At 71.3% G+C, this 19,108-nt stretch carries 5 protein-coding genes; 1 reads left to right on the forward strand and 4 read right to left on the reverse strand.

The features are described from left to right. Positions 1-167: 167 nt before the first annotated feature. Positions 168-1,841, reverse strand: a complete 1,674-nt coding sequence (locus J5X86_RS13560) for an ABC-F family ATP-binding cassette domain-containing protein (protein WP_208516990.1) — start codon at positions 1,839-1,841, stop codon at positions 168-170. A gap of 462 nt (positions 1,842-2,303) precedes the next feature. Here J5X86_RS13560 and J5X86_RS13565 point away from each other — a divergent pair, with 462 nt between their 5' ends. Then, positions 2,304-2,957 (forward strand): hypothetical protein, encoded by a 654-nt coding sequence (locus J5X86_RS13565; protein WP_243980188.1) that lies wholly within the window; start codon positions 2,304-2,306, stop codon positions 2,955-2,957. A 107-nt stretch (positions 2,958-3,064) separates the two neighbouring features. Here J5X86_RS13565 and J5X86_RS13570 read toward each other — a convergent pair whose 3' ends face one another. The 3 genes from J5X86_RS13570 to J5X86_RS13580 all read right to left on the reverse strand — a co-directional run. After that, on the reverse strand, positions 3,065-3,763 hold the full coding sequence (locus J5X86_RS13570; RefSeq protein WP_208516992.1) for an alpha/beta fold hydrolase: 699 nt from the start codon (positions 3,761-3,763) through the stop codon (positions 3,065-3,067). A gap of 228 nt (positions 3,764-3,991) precedes the next feature. Beyond that, complete coding sequence (locus tag J5X86_RS13575; RefSeq protein WP_208516993.1) at positions 3,992-4,840, reverse strand: methyltransferase domain-containing protein; 849 nt, start codon at positions 4,838-4,840, stop codon at positions 3,992-3,994. A gap of 123 nt (positions 4,841-4,963) precedes the next feature. Further along, positions 4,964-19,108, reverse strand: a 14,145-nt coding sequence (locus J5X86_RS13580) for a type I polyketide synthase (protein ID WP_208516994.1), incomplete at its 5' end; no start/stop codon positions are given.

Here is a 19,108-nt window from a genome sequence, read left to right on the forward strand (position 1 = left end):
CATGAGTGAACCTTGATTGCGCCTTAACCTGCGCGGACTCCAGATCCTGATTTCGCTGTCGCGAATTTCGTGTACAGGCAGGAGAGGCGGGGCGGCCCGGGCCGGTGGCCACGCCTCTCGGGGCGGCCCGGGCGGGCGGCCAGGTGGGCCGCCCGCCCGGGCTGGTCTCAGTCGGTCACCTCCGTCGCGGACGACGCCTCGAGCAGATCCCGGACCTCGTCGGCGCCGGTCTCCCGCAGCTCCTCGCCGACCAGCAGCCACCGGGTGATGCCGATCGATTCCAGGAACGGCAGATCGTGGCTGGAGACCACGAGCGCGCCCTCGTAGGAGTCCAGCGCGCTCTTCAGTTGCCGCACACTGGCCATGTCGAGGTTGTTGGTCGGCTCGTCGAGCAGCAGCAGCTGCGGGGCCGGTGCGGCGAGCATGGTGGCCGCGAGGGCGGCCCGGAAACGTTCGCCACCCGAGAGGGTGCCCGCCGGCTGTTCCGCCCGCGCCCCCTTGAACAGGAAGCGCGCGAGCTGGGAGCGGATCTGGTTGTCGGTGATCCCGGGCGCCCGGCGCGCCACGTTCGCCGCCACGCTCAGCTCGTCGTCCAGCACATCCAGCCGCTGGGGGAGGAACCGCAGCGGCACGAAAGCCCTGGCCTCCCCGGACAGCGGGGCGAGCTGGCCGGTGAGGGTGCGCAGCAGTGTGGTCTTGCCCGCTCCGTTGCGTCCCACCAGTGCGATGCGTTCGGGCCCCTGCACATGGAGGGTGGCGTCGCGCAGGGCGCCGTACCGGGGGCTCAGTTCACTCAGGCTGAGCACGGTGCGGCCCGCGGGCACGGCGGTGTGCGGCAGGCTCACCCGGATCTCGGCGTCGTCGCGTACCGCCTCGGCGGCCTCCTCACGCCGCTCGCGCGCCTCGTGGAGGCGGTCTTCCTGCAGGTCGCGGAGCTTGCCGGCCGACTCCTGCGCGGACCGCTTGCGGGCACCGGCGACGATTCTCGGGGCCCGCCGCTCGACGTCCATCTTCTTGCTGTTCCGCTGCCGGCGTGCCAGTTTGATGTGGGTCTCCTCCAGTTCGCGCTTTTGCCGACGCACATCCGCCTCGGCGACCCGCAGCATCCGCGCGGCCGCCTCCTGCTGGGTGGCCAGCGCCTCCCGGTAGGCGGACCAGCCGCCGCCGTACCAGGTCACCGACCCGGACCGCAGTTCGGCGATGCGGTCCACCCGCTCCAGCAGCTCACGGTCGTGGCTGACCACGACCAGCACACCGGAGCGCCAGGAGTCGACGGCGTCGTAGAGCCGCCGCCGCGCGAACAGGTCGAGGTTGTTGGTGGGTTCGTCGAGCAGCAGGACGTCGGGGCGCTCCAGGAGCAGGGCGGCCAGGCGCAGTAGTACGGTCTCCCCGCCGGAGAGGTGGCCGACGGTGCGGTCCAGTTCGACATCGCCGAGCCCGAGTGAGCCCAGTGTCGCCAGGGCCCGCTCCTCGACGTCCCAGTCGTCGCCGATCGTCTCGAAGTGGGCCTCGTCGACGTCTCCCGCCTCGATGGCGCTCAGGGCGGCGCGCCGCTCGGCGATGCCCAGGGCCTGGTCGACGCGGAGAGTGGTGTCGAGGGTGATGTTCTGCGGAAGGTAGGCGAGGCTGCCGCCGACGGTCACCGACCCCTGCGCGGGACGCAGCCGGCCGGCGATCAGCCGCAGCAGGGTGGACTTGCCACTGCCGTTGGTGCCGGCGAGGCCGGTGCGGCCCCGTCCGATGCCTAGCGAGAGCCCGTCGAAGACGTTCGTGCCGTCCGGCCACTGGAAGGACACGGCCGAGCAGGTCACGGAGGCGCTGGGGGTGGGGGTTGCTGCCATGGTGTTCTCGCATTCGCAAGCGCTGTGAAAAGGGGCTACGTATGCGAGCACCACGCGGCGACCAAGCCGGGAAAACGGGTGCGGCCCTCCGAAGGGTGAGGGACGGCTGATGCACCGAGGTCGCATTCACGCGGGTCACGGGCGGCGAGAAGGCCGGCTACGACGTGACGGGCTACGGCTTGTGCCGTACCGCGCGATGATCGCGAACCTCAGATACGCAACGTCCACCTCTATCGGAGACAACAGGACCCGGGAAGTGTAGCGCAGCCGAGGTGCGTGATGTCGTGTGCGCCGCCGGGCGGGGCCGCCGTGCCACCTTCCTGCCAACCTTTCCCGCGCCCCCCGCTTCCGCGGACGACCGCCGTTACGATCACCCGCGTGACCTGGCGGCGCACCGGTTCCGAGGCGCGCTGCCCGTTTTGGATCGCATCGGATCAAAGGGCGTGAGAAGTGAATAGCCGGTTGAGTATCGCGGCCGTGTCGGCCGTCTCCCTGGTGGCGTTCCTGGGTGGTACGACGGTGGCGACGGCCCAGGAGTCCGACCCGGCGCCGAAGTCCTGTGACGGTGTCCGGCTGACCGGCGAGCTTCCCGTTCCGGCGCCCGGCCAGGCCGTCTCGGGGCAGATCACCATAGGCGCCGACTGCAAGCCGGAACCGGTCTCCGTCCAGCACGGCCCGGCATCGGAGCGCTCGGCCCGCACCGCCACCGCCGCCACTGCCGGGCATCAGCTGCGTGGCTGGAACGAGATGTACGACTGCTGCAACATCCGGATGACGGGCCTGTACACCGCCTCCTCATGGGACACGGCGAACGGCCGCGTCACCACTGGCGGCACCACGGCCACCCAGGAGTGGAACCGCGAGCCGTGGGACGCCGGTTGGTCGCTCAGCTCGCAGACCGCGAAGGACGACTGTGTCGCCGACTGCGCCGAGGTCAACTCCGAGGCGCACGCCGACTTCGCTTACCAGGGTGTCTTCGATCCGACCGGCGACTGGTACAACAACACCCACCACTCCTACGTCCAGTTGAAGGCCGACGGGACGGCGAGCTGCCGCTTCGATGTGGAGCTGCGGCACACCTTCGTGGGGTGGAACTGGCGGTACGGGTGCGAGTGACCGCACCGGTGGCGCGGTAGCACACGACGTGGCCTCCGCCTCGCACGAGGCGGGTGACCGGGTCCCGGGCGAACACCGCCCGGGACCCGGTCAGGCGTAGTGCCGCGTCACGATGGCCCGGCACACCGGAGCAGTATCCGAGCCAGCTCACGGGGCTGGGAGAACATCGGCCAGTGGCCGGTGTCCATCTCGACCAGCCGCCAGTGCTCGCTCTTCAGCAGCTCGGCCACGTCGTCCGTCGGCTCGGCGCCGTCCAGCAGACACTTGATGTACGTGGCCGGCAGCCCGCCGAGCGGGCGCGCCAGGACGGCCGGCTCGGACAGCGTGGCGCCCGGATGCGGCGTGGAGCCCACGATCCGCGCGATCTGCTCCTCGGTGAGCCCCTGGCCGTGGTAATCGGCCTCGGTCAGGGGCGCCCAGAAGCCGCCGTTCGCGGCCATCGACGCCTCCACCATGGCCCGCCCGCCGGGCCAGGCCGACAGGAACGACTCAGCGTCCGCCGGAACGTTGGAGTCCACGAACACCACATGGGCCAGCCGGTCGCCGATGCGCTCGGCGGCCTGACCGACCGGGATGCCCGCATAGCTGTGCCCCACCAGGACCACATCGCGCAGATCGAGGCGCTCGACCTCGCCGACGATGTCCTGGACATGGGTCTGCTGCCCGGCCTGCACACCCTGCTTCTCGGCGAGTCCGGACAGCGTGAGGGCATGGACGCCGTGTCCGGCCGCGTGCAGCTCCGGCACCACCCCGTCCCATGCCCACGACCCCAGCCAGGCACCCGCCACCAGTACGAATTCCGTCATGGCGGCAAGGTAGCGCGGGGGTATGACAACGGCCCCACCCGTTCGGGCTTCCGAGGGGTGCCGCGAACGCGGGCTCCACGCGGTGTGGCGGCCGGATGGCACCGGTGGGCTGGACCCTCGCGTGGTGCGGGTGATTGAGAGAAACGCCGAGGGGCGGGTCGCGATTCCGGCCCGCCCCTCGGTGAACTCCTGAAGGGAACCCGGGAAATGCGGGTTCGCCGGGAGAACTTACGCGGTTTCGGGACGCCGCGCGGTGGCGATCAGATAACCCAGCTCGGGCATTTCCATGTTCTCGCCCTCGGCGGGCTTCAACTTCTCGAAGACCTTCGGGTCGACCTTGGACGCCAGCTTCTCCATGTTCTGGGCCATGGCCTCACCGAGTCGCCTGACCGACTGCTTGGTGGTGCTTTCGCTGACATCGAGCAGCTCCGTACAGCGCAGCCCGGCCTCGCGCAGCATCGCCGGGTATCCTTCGAAAGAAGCGGGCGGCTGGGTGATGTACCGCTGGAGAATGTTCTCGATGACCGGCCGACGCTCCTCTGATATCTCTTCGCGCTCGTAGTTGTCGGTGAGCGCCAGCCGCCCGCCCGGGCGCAGAACGCGCGCGGCCTCCGCGAGCGCCGCCGTCCGGTCGGGCATCTGCATCACGGATTCCAGCATCCAGACGGCGTCGAAGGAGGCGTCGTCGAAGGCCAGGTCCATCGCGTCGCCGTGCTGGAAGGTGACCTTGCCGCTCACCCCGGCGGCCTCGGCCAGCTCGTTGGCCTTGTCGACCTGCTTACGGCTGACGCTGATGCCCACCACCTCGGCACCCGTGGTCTGCGCGAGCCTGATCGCGGGCCCGCCGAAGCCGCAGCCGATGTCCAGGACCCGGGAGCCGGCGCCGATCCGCAGCCGCTCGATCATCATGTCGGTGAGCCGGTCGGCGGCGTCCTCCAGGGTGGTGGTGTCCGCCTGGCTGTTCCAGAAGCCCACATGGATGTTCGGGCCGTACAGCGAGGCGTCGAACATGCCCACCAGCTGGTCGTAGAACTCACCGACCCGCTCACCGACCACGCTGACATTCGACGACGTCATGATGTTTCCTCCCGCAGTAATGGAAAGGTCTTCGGCGACATCAGAAATCCGCGAGCGCCTTCCCCGTTTTTTCTTCCGCGCTTCGAATGAACGCGAGCCTATCAGGATGCCAGGCAACGCGAATCACACATTCTCCGCAAGCCAGTTGAGGACCGCTTCGGCAGCTATGCCGGCGAAATCCTCCATCATGGTGAAGTGGTCGCCGGGAACGTCGATACGGGTCAGTGTCGCACCCCATGCCGATTCCTCGTCCGCGCCCTCTCCGGATCCTGGAAAGGATTCCTCCGCTTTCACCGTGAGAATCGGCGCGTCGATCGGTGTCGGCCCCCAGTCGGAGAAGAGGCGCAGATAGCCGCCCATCGCGGTCAGCCTGCCCTCGTCCACCACACCGAACATCTTTTCCCGGTCGAACATCTTGCCGGACAGATTCGTCTGGATCCATGGCAGCGCCTCGCTGCGCGGCAGATAGGTGTCCAGCAGGACGACCGCCGAGGGCGCGCTGCCACGCGCCTCCAGCCACCCCGCGACCGCCTGGGCGATCCAGCCACCCGACGAGCGTCCGACGAGCACGAACGGCTTCTCCCCGGCACACCGCAACACCGCCTCCGCCTGCATCTCCACGACTGCCTCGACGCTCGCCGGAAGCAGTTCCCCCTTGCCGAAGCCGGGCTCGGGCAGCACGGAGACATCCCGTCGGCCCCGGAAACCGGCCGCGAAACGGGCGTACTCACGGGGCCCCGAGATGGCGACCAGCGACGGGAAACACACCAGCCCCGGCGCCGCAGCGCCCTTGGAGAGCCGCACCAGCTTGGGCGCGGTGGTCAGCTCAGCCGCCGTACGGAACGACGGGCGCAGCCTGGCCGCGGCCATGAGCAGTTGGGTGCCCGCCACGTACTGTTCATCGGCGCACGCCTGCCGGTACAGCGCCTCGATCGTCGAGCCCGTCCCGGCCCTGGCCGCACTGGCGGTCGGGGCCGTCGCCGGATGCGCCGCACCGGTGGCCGGCGCCTCGCCCCGCGGGGCGGCGTCCGGGGCGCCGGGGACCAGTTGGGCGCGCAGATGGGCGGCGAGCGCCGCGGGTGTGCCGTGGTCGAAGAGCAGCGTGGCGGGCAGGTTGAGACCGGTGGCGAGGTTGAGCCGGTTGCGGATCTCCACCGCGGTGAGCGAGGTGATCCCCAGCTCCAGGAAGGCGTGGCCGTCCTCCACCAGGTCCGGTGAGTCATGGCCGAGCACGGTGGCGGCATGGGTGCGCACCAGCTCGGTCAGGACCTGGGTCTGCTCCTTGTCCGACAGCCCGTTCAGGCGCTGCCCGATCGGCGCCACTCCCCCGTCGCCGGTGGCGGAGCCGGGGGCGGCGTTGTGCGCCGTCCTGCGGGCCGGGGCCCGGACCAGCCCGCGTAGCAGATGCGGCACACCGAGGGAGGCGGCCTGCACCCGCAGGGCGGCGATGTCGAGCCGCATCGGCACCAGCAGCGGGTGTGCATCGGTGGCGCTCTCCTGCTGCCCGCCGCCACTCACACCGGCGCCCTCACCGGCGCCGTGGCCCCCGGCCCGGGCGTGCGCTTGCGCCGTCGCGGCGTCGAAGAGCGCGAGGCCCTCCTCGGACGACAGCGGCGTCACTCCCGCCCGGTTGAGCCGCTCGACGTCTCTGTCGTCCATGTGCCCCGTCATGGCGCTGCGTTCGGCCCACAGTCCCCAGGCCAGGGAGACCGCCGGCAACCCCCGTGCGCTGCGCCGCTGCGCCAGTACGTCCAGGAAGGCGTTGGCCGCGGCGTAGTTGGCCTGGCCACTGCCACCGAACACGCCCGCCGCCGAGGAGAACAGCACGAACGCGGACAGCGGCAGGTCCTCCGTCAGCTCATGGAGGTTGATGGCGGCATCGGCCTTGGGCCGCAGCACCGTGTCGACGCGCTCCGGAGTCAGCGACCCGATCACCCCGTCGTCGAGGACACCTGCCGCGTGCACCACCCCGGTCAGCGGATGCTCGGCCGGTACGGTGGCCAGCAGCCGCGCCAGCGCGGCGCGGTCGGCCGTGTCGCAGGCGGCCAGGGACACCGACGCCCCCGACGTGGTCAGCTCGTCCACCAGCTCGGCGGCGCCGGTGGCCTCGCGGCCCCGGCGGCTGGTCAGCAGCAGATGGCGTACGCCGTGCTCGGCCACCAGGTGACGGGCCACCAGGGAACCGAGCACACCCGTGGCGCCGGTGATGAGGACCGTTCCCGCCGGATCCCACAGCGGGGTGGAGGCGGCCTCGCCGTCCCGCTCCCCGGCCGGCGTGGACGCGGTCGCGCGGGCCGCGGGGACCCGGGCGAGCCGTGGCACCAGCACCCCGCCGGCGCGCACCGCCATCTGCGGCTCGTCGCCCGACAGGGCCTGCGGCAGGGCGGCGAACGACGCCTCCTGGTCGTCCAGGTCGAGCAGCAGGAACCGGTCGGGATTCTCCGACTGCGCCGACCTCACCAGCCCCCACACCGCGGCGCAGGCCGGATCGGCGAGCGGTTCCCCGGGCCGGACGCCGACCGCCCCACGGGTGACCAGCACCAGCCGGGACCGTCCGAACCGCTCATCGGCCAGCCACGACTGCACCAGCGCGAGGGCCCGGTGCGCCACGGCGCGGACCGCCTCGGCGGACGGTGCGAGTGCCTCCGGGTCCGTTTCGTCGCGCGAGGCGGACGTGTGGGAAGGGGCCGAGGAGAGGGAAGGCTGGGAGGACAGGCAGGCGAACACCAGATCCGGCGCCGTTCGTCCCGCCTCGACGGCCTCTCCCAGAGCGGACGGATCCGCGTACGTCTCGGCCAGGGCACCGGCCGTGCCCGCCGACTTCAGCGCCGCCGACAGCCCCGTGTCACCCTCGGCGAGGACGGCCCAGCGGCCGGGAGCGACGGACGACGGGGACACCACCGTGGGCGCCGTCCACTCCAGGCGGAAAAGCGACTCGTGGAAGGCGCCATGCGCCGCGCCGAGCTGGTCCCGGGCCACCGCGCGGGTGACGAGCGAAGCCACCGAGGCCACCGGGCGTCCCGACTCGTCGAGCGCGGTCAGCGACACCGCGTCCGCCCCGGCCGGGGCCAGCCGCACCCGCAGCGCGGACGCGCCCGTGGCATGCAGCGCCACTCCGCTCCAGGCGAAGGGAAGCCGGACCCGTCCGGTGCCGGGCCCCCCATCCTGGCGGGTCTTGCCATCGGGTTCGGGGAGGCGGACGAAGCCGCCGAACGCCATCGCGTGCAACGCGGCGTCCAGCAGGGCCGGATGGAGGCCAAAGCGCTCGGCCTCCTGCCGTGCCTCCTCCGCCAGGCCGACCTCCGCGAAGACCTCCTCGCCCTTGCGCCAGACGGCGCGCAGCCCCTGGAACGATGGCCCGTAGCCGAGTCCGGTCCGTGCGAACCTTTCGTAGAGCCCGGCGACATCCACCGCCTCCGCACCAGCCGGTGGCCATGCCTCCGTCTCAATGGCGCGATCGGCCGAGCTGCCGCCGCCGAGCACGCCGGCGGCGAGCACACCGGTCGCGTGCTGCGTCCAGGGGCCGTCCTCCGTCTGCGCGTACACACCGACCGAGCGCCGCCCCGCCTCGTCAGGACCGCCGACGGCGACCTGAAGCCGGACCGTGCCCTGCTCGGGCAGCACAAGCGGTGCTCCCAGGGTCAGTTCGTCCACCCGGTCGCAGCCGACCGCGTCACCGGCCCGCATCAGCAGCTCCACGAAGGCCGTCCCGGGCAGCAGCGTGACATCCGCCACCGCGTGGTCGGCGAGCCAGGGATGGGTACGGAGCGACAGCCGGCCGGTGAGCAGGAAACCGTCGGAGTCGGGCAGCGGCACGGCGGCACCCAGCAACGGATGCCCGGCCGAATCCAGCCCCGCCGATGCCACATCACCGGCCTCGACCGCCTCGGACTCCAGCCAGAAGTGCGTGCGCTGGAAGGCATACGTCGGCAGATCGGCCCGCTCCGCGCCCGTTCCGGCGAACATCCTCGCCCAGTCGACGGGCGCGCCGCCGACATACGCCTCGGCGAGGGAGGTGGCGAACCGGTCGAGACCGCCATCGTCGCGGCGCAGCGAACCGACGGCGGTGACGCGGGTGCCGTGATCCTCGGCGGTCTGCTCCACTCCCATCGTCAGGACGGGGTGGGCGCTGGCCTCGATGAACACCTGGAAGCCGTCGGCCAGCAGGGATCGGACGGTCTCGTCGAAGCGCACCGTCCGGCGCAGATTGCGGTACCAGTACCCGGCGTCCAGTCCGGTCGTATCGAGGACGCCTGCCGTGACCGTGGAGTAGAACGGCACCGACGACGCCCGGGGAGCGATATCCGCCAGCTCCCGCAGCAACTCGCCCTCGATTGCCTCGACATGGGCGCAGTGCGAGGCGTAGTCCACGGGGATGCGACGGGCCCGGATCTCCTCGCCCTCGCACACCGCCAGCAGCTCGTCCAGCGCGTCGGCGTCACCCGAGACAACAACCGCCGAGGGCCCGTTCACCGCTGCCACAGACAGCCGCTCACCCCATCGGACCAGCCGCTCTCGTACCGCCTTCACGGGCAGTGACACCGACACCATGCCACCACCGCCGGACAACGCCCGCAGTGCTTGGCTTCGCAACGCCACCACGCGCGCGGCGTCCTTCAGCGACAACGCACCCGCCACACACGCCGCCGCGATCTCACCCTGAGAGTGACCGATGACAGCAGCAGGCTCGACACCGTGCGAACGCCACAGCTCCGCAAGCGACACCATCACCGCGAACAAGGCAGGCTGCACCACATCCACCCGCTCCAACGCCTCCGCAGCACCCTCCCCACCCCGCAACACATCCCCGAGCGACCAGTCAACGAACGGCGCCAACGCCGCCGCACACTCACCAACCCGCTCCGCGAACACCGGCGAAGACTCCAGCAACCCCGCCGCCATCCCCACCCACTGCGACCCCTGACCAGGGAAGACAAAGGCCACCCGGGCATCGGGGCCGACCACGGCCCCCCGCACCACGCCCGCCGCCTCGCGGCCCTCGCCCAGCGCGGTCAGGCCACTGACGAGCGCGGTACGGTCACCACCCAGCACCACCGCCCGCCGCTCGAACGCCGCACGCGTGGTGACCAGCGACAGACCGATGTCCGTCATCGCCGGGCCGGTATTCCCGGCCACCACCGACAGCAGTCGCGCGGCCTGCCCCCGCACACCGGCATCGGACTTCGCCGACAGCACCCATGGCACGACGGCGGGAGGCAGTTGCGCGTCCTCCTCGGAGGTTTCCTCGTCGGCCTCGGTCGGCGCCTCCTGTTCGAGGACGATGTGGGCGTTGGTGCCGCTGAGACCGAAGGACGAGACGCCCGCCCGGCGTGGGCGGTCGGTCTCGGGCCAGGGCCTGGCCTCGGTGAGCAGCTCGACGGCTCCCGCCGTCCAGTCGATGTGCGGCGACGGTTCGTCGACGCCCAGCGTCTGCGGCAACAGACCATGCCGCATGGCAAGCACCATCTTCATAATGCCCGCGACACCGGCCGCGGCCTGGGTGTGCCCGATGTTGGACTTGATCGAGCCGAGCCACAGGGGCTGGTCGTCGGTGTGTTCACGGCCGTACGTGGCCAGCAGCGCCTGTGCCTCGATCGGGTCGCCCAGCGTGGTACCCGTACCGTGCGCCTCGACCACGTCCACCTCGGCCGCCGACAGCCGCGCGTTGGCCAGCGCCGCCCGGATCACCCGCTGTTGCGAGGGTCCGTTGGGCGCGGTGAGCCCGTTGCTCGCACCGTCCTGGTTGACGGCGGAGCCGCGTACCACCGCGAGGATCTGGTGTCCGTTGCGCCGCGCGTCCGACAGCCGCTCCAGCAGCAGCATGCCCACACCCTCGCCCCAGCCCGTACCGTCCGCGGCCGCCGCGAACGCCTTGCACCGGCCGTCAGCCGCAAGACCCCGCTGACGGCTGAACTCCACGAAGGTGGCGGGGGTGGACATCACGGCCACCCCGCCCGCCAGCGCCAGCGAGCATTCGCCCTGCCGCAGCGCCTGCGCGGCAAGGTGCAGCGCCACCAGCGACGACGAGCAGGCGGTGTCGATGGTCACGGCCGGGCCCTCGAGACCGAAGGTGTAGGCGATCCGGCCCGATGCGATGCTTCCGGACCCACCCGTGGCGAGGTAGCCCTCGGCGCCCTCGGGGACACTGCGAAGCTGGGATCCGTAGTCGTGGTACATCAGACCCGCGAAGACACCGGTCGTGCTGCCCCGAAGGGTCGTCGGGTCGATTCCGGCCCGCTCGAACGCCTCCCAGGACGTCTCCAGCAGCAGCCGCTGCTGCGGGTCCATCGCCAGGGCCTCACGCGGCGAGATGCCGAAGAACGCCGGGTCGAACTCGCCGGCGGTGTGCAGGAAGCCGCCCTCCCGGGCATAGCTCTTGCCATCCGCCTCCGGGTCGGGGTCGTACAGCCCCGCCACATCCCAGCCACGATTGGCGGGAAAGCCGGAAATGGCCTCCTCGCCCGCCGCAAGCAGCCGCCACAGCTCCTCCGGTGACCGGGCGCCACCAGGGAAACGGCAGGCCATGCCAACGATCGCCACCAGGTCGTCGCCCGCCACCTGCTCGTGGCCAGTGTCCGGCTTGCCGGTGGGCAGAGCGGGTTGGGCGGGACGTACGCCGTCGCCCCCGCCGGTCAGCTCCTGGTGGAGATGGTGGGCCAGGGCGATCGGCGTCGGGTAGTCGAACACCAGCGTGGCCGTGAGGCGCAGTCCGGTGGCCGTACCGAGGCGGTTGCGCAGCTCCACCGCCGTCAGCGAATCGAAACCGAAGTCCTTGAAGGCGCGGTCCGGCTCCACCGCGGCCGCCCCACCGTGCCCGAGCACCGTGGCCACGCACCGCCGCACCAGGTCCAGCACCAGGCGTTCGCCGTCCTCCGACGACGCCACGGCGGCGAGCCGCTCCCGCAGGTCACCTGCGGCACCGGTGCCCTCCGCCGCGGCCCGGCGCGCCGGAGTCCGCACCAACCCCCGCATGATGTGCGGCACTTCACCGTCGGCGCCACGTGCCTTGGCCGGGTCCAGCCGCATCGGGACGACCACGGGCAGCTCCCCGGCACATCCCGCGTCGAACAGGGCCAGGCCCTCCTCGGGCGACAGCCCGTCCACTCCGGACCGGCCCATGCGCCGCAGATCCGCCTCGGCCAGCCCTCCGGCCATTCCGCCGCGCTCGTCCCACAGTCCCCACGCGAGCGACAGGCCGGGCAGCCCCGAGGCCCGGCGGCGCTGTATCAGCGCGTCGAGGAAGGCGTTGGCCGCCGCGTAGTTGCCCTGGCCGGCCGTGCCGAAGGTCCCGGTGGCCGAGGAGAACACGACGAACGCCGACAGGTCCATCGCCTCGGTCAGCTTGTGCAGGGCGATGGCCGCGTCCATCTTCGGGCGCAGCACCGCGTCCACGCGCTCGGGCGTCAGGGATGCGATGACGCCGTCGTCGAGCACCCCGGCCGTGTGGATGACTCCGCGCAGCGGATGTGTTTCGGAGACGCCCTTCACCACGGCGCTCAGCGCGTCCCGGTCGGCCACGTCGCAGGCGGCCCAGCTGACCGAGGCGCCCGCCGCCACCAGCTCCGCTTCCAGCGCGTGGGCGCCGGGGGCGTCCGCGCCCCGACGGCTCACCAACAGCAGATGGCGTACGCCGCGCTCGGCCACGAGGTGGCGGGCGACCAGCCCGCCCAGTGTGCCGGTGGCACCGGTCACCAGGACCGTGCCTTCCGCGTCCCACACCGCCGAGGGCATCGCGGCCTGGGCGGTCGGGGTGGTCCCCGCGGTTCCGGCTGTTCCGGTGGTTCCGGTGGTGCCGGTGGTGCCGGTGGTGCCGGTGGTGCCGGTGGTGCCCGAGGATGCGGCGGTCCGCACCCGGCCCAGGCGAGGTGCCAGCAGCCGCCCGCCGCGCACCGCCACCTGGGGTTCGCCGCTCGCCACCGCGGCGGACAGCACGGTGAGGGTCTCAGGGGTCAGTGGCCGACGCCCGGGCTCCCGCGGTCCCTGCTCCGCACCGTCCAGGTCGACCAGGATGAACCGGTCGGGGTGCTCGGTCTGCGCGGTCCGTACCAGGCCCCATACGGCGGCCGCCGCGAGATCCACCGCGGCCTCATTGCTCTGGTTGTCCTCGTCGTCCTCGACGGTCACCGCACCCTGCGTGGCGATCACCAGTCGCGATTCGGCGAACCGCTCCTCGGCCAGCCACCCTCGCACCAGTTCCAGCGCCCGAAGAATCACGTCCCGTATCTCGTCGCCCTCGGCCGACTCATCGCCCTCGGCGGCGGACACGGGCGGGACCACGCACACCACCGCCGGAGGCACGGCCCCTTCAATGCCGATCGCCTCACCGAATGCCGTCATGTCGTGCCAGCCGACGCCGTCCTGCGGCGCTACTTCGGCCACGGCGCTGTGCACCTGCGCCTCGGCGCCGGGCAGAACGCTCCAGTTCAGCCGGAAGAGGGACTGGTGCGCCGCACCGCGCGCCGCGTTGACCTGCTCCGGGGAGACGGGGCGCGTCGCCAGCGACTCCACCGTCGCCACCGGCGCACCGGTCCCGTCCCGCACCTCCATCGACAGCGCCATGCCATCGGCTCCCGTCGGGCTGAGGCGTACGCGCAGCGTGGCAGCGCCCGCCGCGTGCACCGACACTCCGCTCCATGAGAACGGCAACCGGATCTCCCCCAGGTGGCCGGCGGCGTCCGACGCGCCGGTGGCGTCCGACGAGCCAGCGGCCTCCGACGTGCCGGTGGCTGCGGCACCCACGGCGTGCAGGGCGGCATCCAGCAAGGCCGGGTGCAGGCCGAAACGGCGCGGGTCCTGCTCCGCCTCGTCGGGCAGCGCGACTTCGGCGAACACCTCGGTCCCGCGCCGCCACACGCCACGCAGTCCCTGGAACACCGGCCCGTACCGCAATCCCGTTTCGGCAAGCCGCTCGTAATGCCCCTCCAGCGACACGGGTTCGGCGTCCCGCGGCGGCCATACGGAGGCGGGGAGGGCGGCGCGCGCGGAGGTGGACGGCTCGGGCGCGACACTGCCCGTCGCGTGCCGAAGCCACGGCCCTTCCCCGCTGTCCTCGCGTGAGTGCACGGTCAGCTCCCGGCGCCCCGAGTCATCGGCGTCCGAGACCGTCACCCGCACCTGTACGCCACCGTGTTCGGGGAGGACCAGGGGCGCCTCGAGCGTCAGCTCCTCCAGCCGGGCGCATCCAACGCGGTCGCCCGCGTGCAGCGCCAGCTCGACGAACGCCGTCCCCGGCAGCATCACCGCCCCCAGCACCTCATGGTCGGCCAGCCAGGCGTGCGTACGCGCGGACAGCCGGCCGGTGAACAAGCACCCGTCGGAGTCGGGCAGCGTCACCGCGGCACCGAGCAGCGGATGCTCCGCCGGCTCCAGCCCCGCCGAGGACGCATCCGCCCTGGACGCGGCCGACTCCAGCCAGTACCGCTCCCGCTGGAAGGCATACGTCGGCAGCTCGACGGGCCGGGGGCGCGCCGGGGCGAGCAGGGCAGCCCAGTCCACGGAGCGCCCCCGGACGTGGATCTGCGCCAGCGCTTCGTGCAGCGAGGTGGCCTCGTCACGACCGGTACGCAGGGCCGGGGCGAAGACGGCGTCGGGAGCGCACTCCTGACCCATCCCGGACAACACTCCGTCCGGTCCCAGCTCCAGATGGGTCGTGGCGCCCTGGTCCGCCAGGCTCTTCACCCCATCGGCGAAGCGCACGGTCTCGCGGACGTGCCGTACCCAGTACTCGGCCGAGCACAGCGCCTCGGCATCAGCGACCGCGCCCGTCACATTCGACACGACGGGAATACGCGGAGGCGCATACGACAGCCCCTCCGCCACCTGCCGGAACTCGGCCAGCATCGGCTCCATCAACGGCGAGTGGAACGCATGCGAAACGCGCAGCCGCTTCGTCTTGACGCCCTGGACCTCAAGGTGCCCGGCGACCTCCATCACCGCCTCCTCGGCACCGGAGATCACGGTCGAGCGCGGACCGTTGACCGCCGCCACACTCACCTCGGCCTCACGACCCGCCAGCAACGGCAGTACATCGGCTTCGGCGGCCTGCACCGACACCATCACCCCACCCGACGGCAACCCCTGCATCAACCGCCCACGAGCCGCCACCAACACACACGCATCCCCAAGCGACAACACACCCGCCACATGAGCAGCCACCAACTCACCAATCGAATGCCCCGCCACAAAATCCGGCCGCACACCCCACGACTCCACCAACCGAAACAGCCCCACCTCCACCGCAAACAACCCACACTGCGCAAACACCGTCTCATCCAACCCCAACGCATCCCCGCTGATCACCTCCCGCAGCGGACGCTCCAACACCCCCTCGAAATGCCCACACACCTCATCAAACGCCTCCGCGAACACCGGGAACGCCTCATACAACTCCCGGCCCATCCCGACCCGCTGACTACCCTGACCCGAGAACAACACCGCCAACTTGCCGGGCACCTCGGATCCCTGAACAACGCCCGGCGCTGGGGCGCCGATCGACAGTGCCTCCAAGCCATCGACAAGGCCGGCCCGGTCAGCGGCCAGCACCACGGCACGATGCTCGAACGCGCTTCGCGTCGTCGCCAACGACAGCGCCACATCCACGATCGGCAGCTCGGACCGTTCTCTTGTGAACGACGCCAGCCGACTCGCCTGAGCCCGCAGCGCGCGTTCGGACCGTCCCGAGACCACCCACGACACCACGGAAGGCGTCAACGGCCGTCGTTCGTCGGGGGATTCGGTGTCGGGCAACACCACGGGCGACTGTTCGAGGATGACGTGTGCGTTGGTGCCGCTGATACCGAAGGACGACACACCCGCACGCCGCGGACGGCCCGTATCCGGCCACACCACCGCATCCGTCAACAACTCCACCGCACCCGCCGACCACTCCACATGCGGCGACGGCTCATCAACATGCAACGTCCTCGGCAGCACACCATGCCGCATCGCCAACACCATCTTCATCACACCCGCCACACCAGCAGCCGCCTGCGTATGACCGATGTTCGACTTGATCGCGCCCAACCACAGCGGCCGACCCTCCGCGGCACGCTCCTGGCCATACGTCGCCAGCAACGCCTGCGCCTCGATCGGATCACCCAGCTTCGTCCCCGTACCGTGCGCCTCCACCGCATCCACCTCAGCGGCCGACAACCGAGCACTCTCCAACGCCGCCCGAATCACCCGCTGCTGCGACGGACCATTCGGCGCCGACAGCCCATTACTCGCACCATCCTGATTGACAGCCGAACCACGCACCACCGCCAACACCCGATGACCATTACGCCGCGCATCCGACAGCCGCTCCAGCAACAGCACCCCGACGCCCTCGGAGAACCCGGTACCATCCGCCGCCCCCGCGAAGGCCCTGCACCGCCCGTCGGCCGACAGCCCACGCTGCCAGCTGAACTCCACGAACAGACCCGGCGTGGACATCACCGTCACACCGCCGGCGAGCGCGAGCGAGCACTCACCCCGCCGCAGCGCCTGCGTCGCCAGGTGCAGCGCCACCAGCGACGATGAACACGCGGTGTCCACCGTCACGGCCGGGCCCTCGAAACCGAAGGTGTAGGAGATCCGTCCCGAGACGATGCTGCCCGCGCTGGGGGCGCCGGGGCCGCCGCCCGGGCCCTGCAGCAGTCCGTAATCGTGGTGCATGACACCGGCGAAGACTCCGGTCTGGCTACCGCGCAGGGTCGCCGGGTCGATACCGGCCCGCTCCAGCGCTTCCCACGAGGTCTCCAGCAGCAGCCGCTGCTGCGGATCCATCGCCAGCGCCTCACGCGGCGAGATCCCGAAGAACGCCGGGTCGAAGTCACCCGCGTCGTAGAGGAAGCCGCCCTCCCGCGCATAGCTCTTCCCCGCAGCGTCCGGGTCCGGGTCGTACAGCCCCTCCACATCCCAGCCACGGTCTTCCGGGAAGGCGGAGATGGCGTCCGTGCCGCGCTCCAAAAGCTGCCACAGCTGCTCCGGCGTACGCACACCACCGGGGAAGCGGCAGCTCATCGCCACGATCGCGATGGGCTCGTCGTGGGTCGCGAGCGTGCCCGTACCGGCGGAGCCGGACAGCGAGACCGGCACGGTGCCGCCCTGGTACGCCTCGGCCAGCTCGGAGCGCAGATGGCGGGCGATCACCACGGGCGTGGGGTAGTCGAAGACGAGGGTGGCGGGCAAGCGCAGTCCGGTGGCCGTGTTCAGCCGGTTCCGTAGCTCGACGGCCGTCAGCGAGTCGAACCCGAGCTCCTTGAACGCACGCCCCACCTCGATGGAGTCCGCCCCCGCGTGTCCGAGCACCTCGGCGACATGGGTGCACACCAGGTTCAGCAGGACTTCTTCCTGCTCGTCCGCCGACAGGGGCGCCAGCCGCCGCCACAGGTCCGACTCGCCCGCGCCGTCGCTCGACGGCCGCACGGTACGACGTGTGGAAACGGACAGCAGGTCGCGGAGCAGGGCCGGTACCGCACCGGACGCCGCCTGGGCACGGAGCGCCGGGAGGTCCAGGCGCATGGGCAGCAGGACGGGCTGTGCCATGGTCCCGGAGGCGTCGAGCAGCGCAAGGCCCTCTTCCGACGTCAGCGGGGCGATGCCGCCGCGCCGCATGCGCCGTACGTCCTCGTCGTCCAGGTGGCCCGTCATGCCACTGCGCTCGGCCCAAAACCCCCAGGCCAGCGCGACGGCGGGCAGGCCGAGTGCGCGCCGGTGGGCCGCCAGGGCGTCGACGTAGGCATTCGCCGCGGCGTAGTTGCCCTGTCCGGCGCCGCCGAACGTGCCGGCCGCGGAGGAGAACACCACGAATGCCGACAGATCCAGGTCCCGGGTCAGCTCATGGAGGTGGAAGACGGCGTCGGCCTTGGGGCGGAGCACGGTGTCGACACGCTCGGGAGTCAGGGTCTCGATGACACCGTCGTCCAGCACACCGGCCGCATGCACCACACCACGCAACGGACGATCCACCGGAATACGCGCCAACACCCCCGCCAGCGCCTCCCGGTCGGCGACATCGCAGGCAGCCACGGTCACCGACGCACCCAGCTCCGTCAGCTCGGCCTCCAACTCCGCCGCACCAGTCGCCTCCCGACCCCGCCGAGAAACCAGCACCAAATGCCGCACCCCCCGCTCGGCCACCAAATGCCGTGCCACCAAACCACCCAACGTCCCCAACGCACCCGTCACCAGCACCGACCCCTCGGGATCCCACACAAACCCCGACCCGGCCCCCTCAACAACACCCGCAGAAGCAACCGCACGCACCAGCCGAGGCACCAGCACACCCCCCGACCGCACAGCCACCTGAGGCTCCCCACACCCCAACACGACCCCCAGCACACCAGCCGGCACCCGCCCATCGTCCACATCCACCAGGACAAACCGATCCGGATGCTCAGCCTGCGCCGAACGCACCAAACCCCACACCGCGGCAGCCGCCACGTCCGGCACATCCTCACCCGACACAGCAGCCACCGCACCCCGCGTCACCACCACCAACCGCGAACCAGCAAACCTCTCCTCAGCCAACCACCCCTGCACCACACCCAACGCACGATGGGCCATGTCCCGAACCTCGGCCGGGTCGCCTACGCGGGCTCCGGAATCGGCCGTGAAAGAGACCAGAACGGTGTCGGGGGTGACCGTTCCGTCGTTCATGGCCTGGATCAGATCCGCCAGTTCCGGATACGTCACCGGGTCCGCCGGTCCACCTTCGCCTACGTCGTCAAGGTGCGGCACTCCGGTTCCGAGCACCGCCCATCGGCCCCTGGTCGCGGGTACGTCATGCTGGGCGGACACCTCCCGCCATGTGGTGTGGAACAGCATGTCATGCGTCACGTTCCGCGCGGCGTGGAGCTGCCCGGAGGAGACCGTACGGGTCACCAGCGACGCCACCGAGGCCACCGGCGCCCCGGTGGTGTCGGCGACGAGCAGCGAGACGGCATCCGGTCCGGCAGGGGCGAGCCTCACGCGCAGGGCGTCCGCGCCCGTTGCGTACAGGGACACACCGCTCCAGACGAACGGAAGTCCCGGGCCCGGGCGGGAGGAATCCTCTTCCGAGCCGTCCCCTCCCAATGCCGCGGCATGAAGGGCGGCGTCGAGGAGGGCCGGATGCAGACCGAACCGCCCCGCCTCCGCACGCTCCTCCTCCCCAAGCTCCACCTCCGCAAACACCTCATCACCACGACGCCACGCAGCCCGCACCCCCCGAAACACCGGCCCATACTCCAAACCCACCCCAGCCAACCGCTCATACACACCACCCACATCCACCGCCACCGCACC

The organism is Streptomyces sp. NEAU-YJ-81, assembly GCF_017592595.1.
Lineage (GTDB): Bacteria > Actinomycetota > Actinomycetes > Streptomycetales > Streptomycetaceae > Streptomyces > Streptomyces hygroscopicus_B.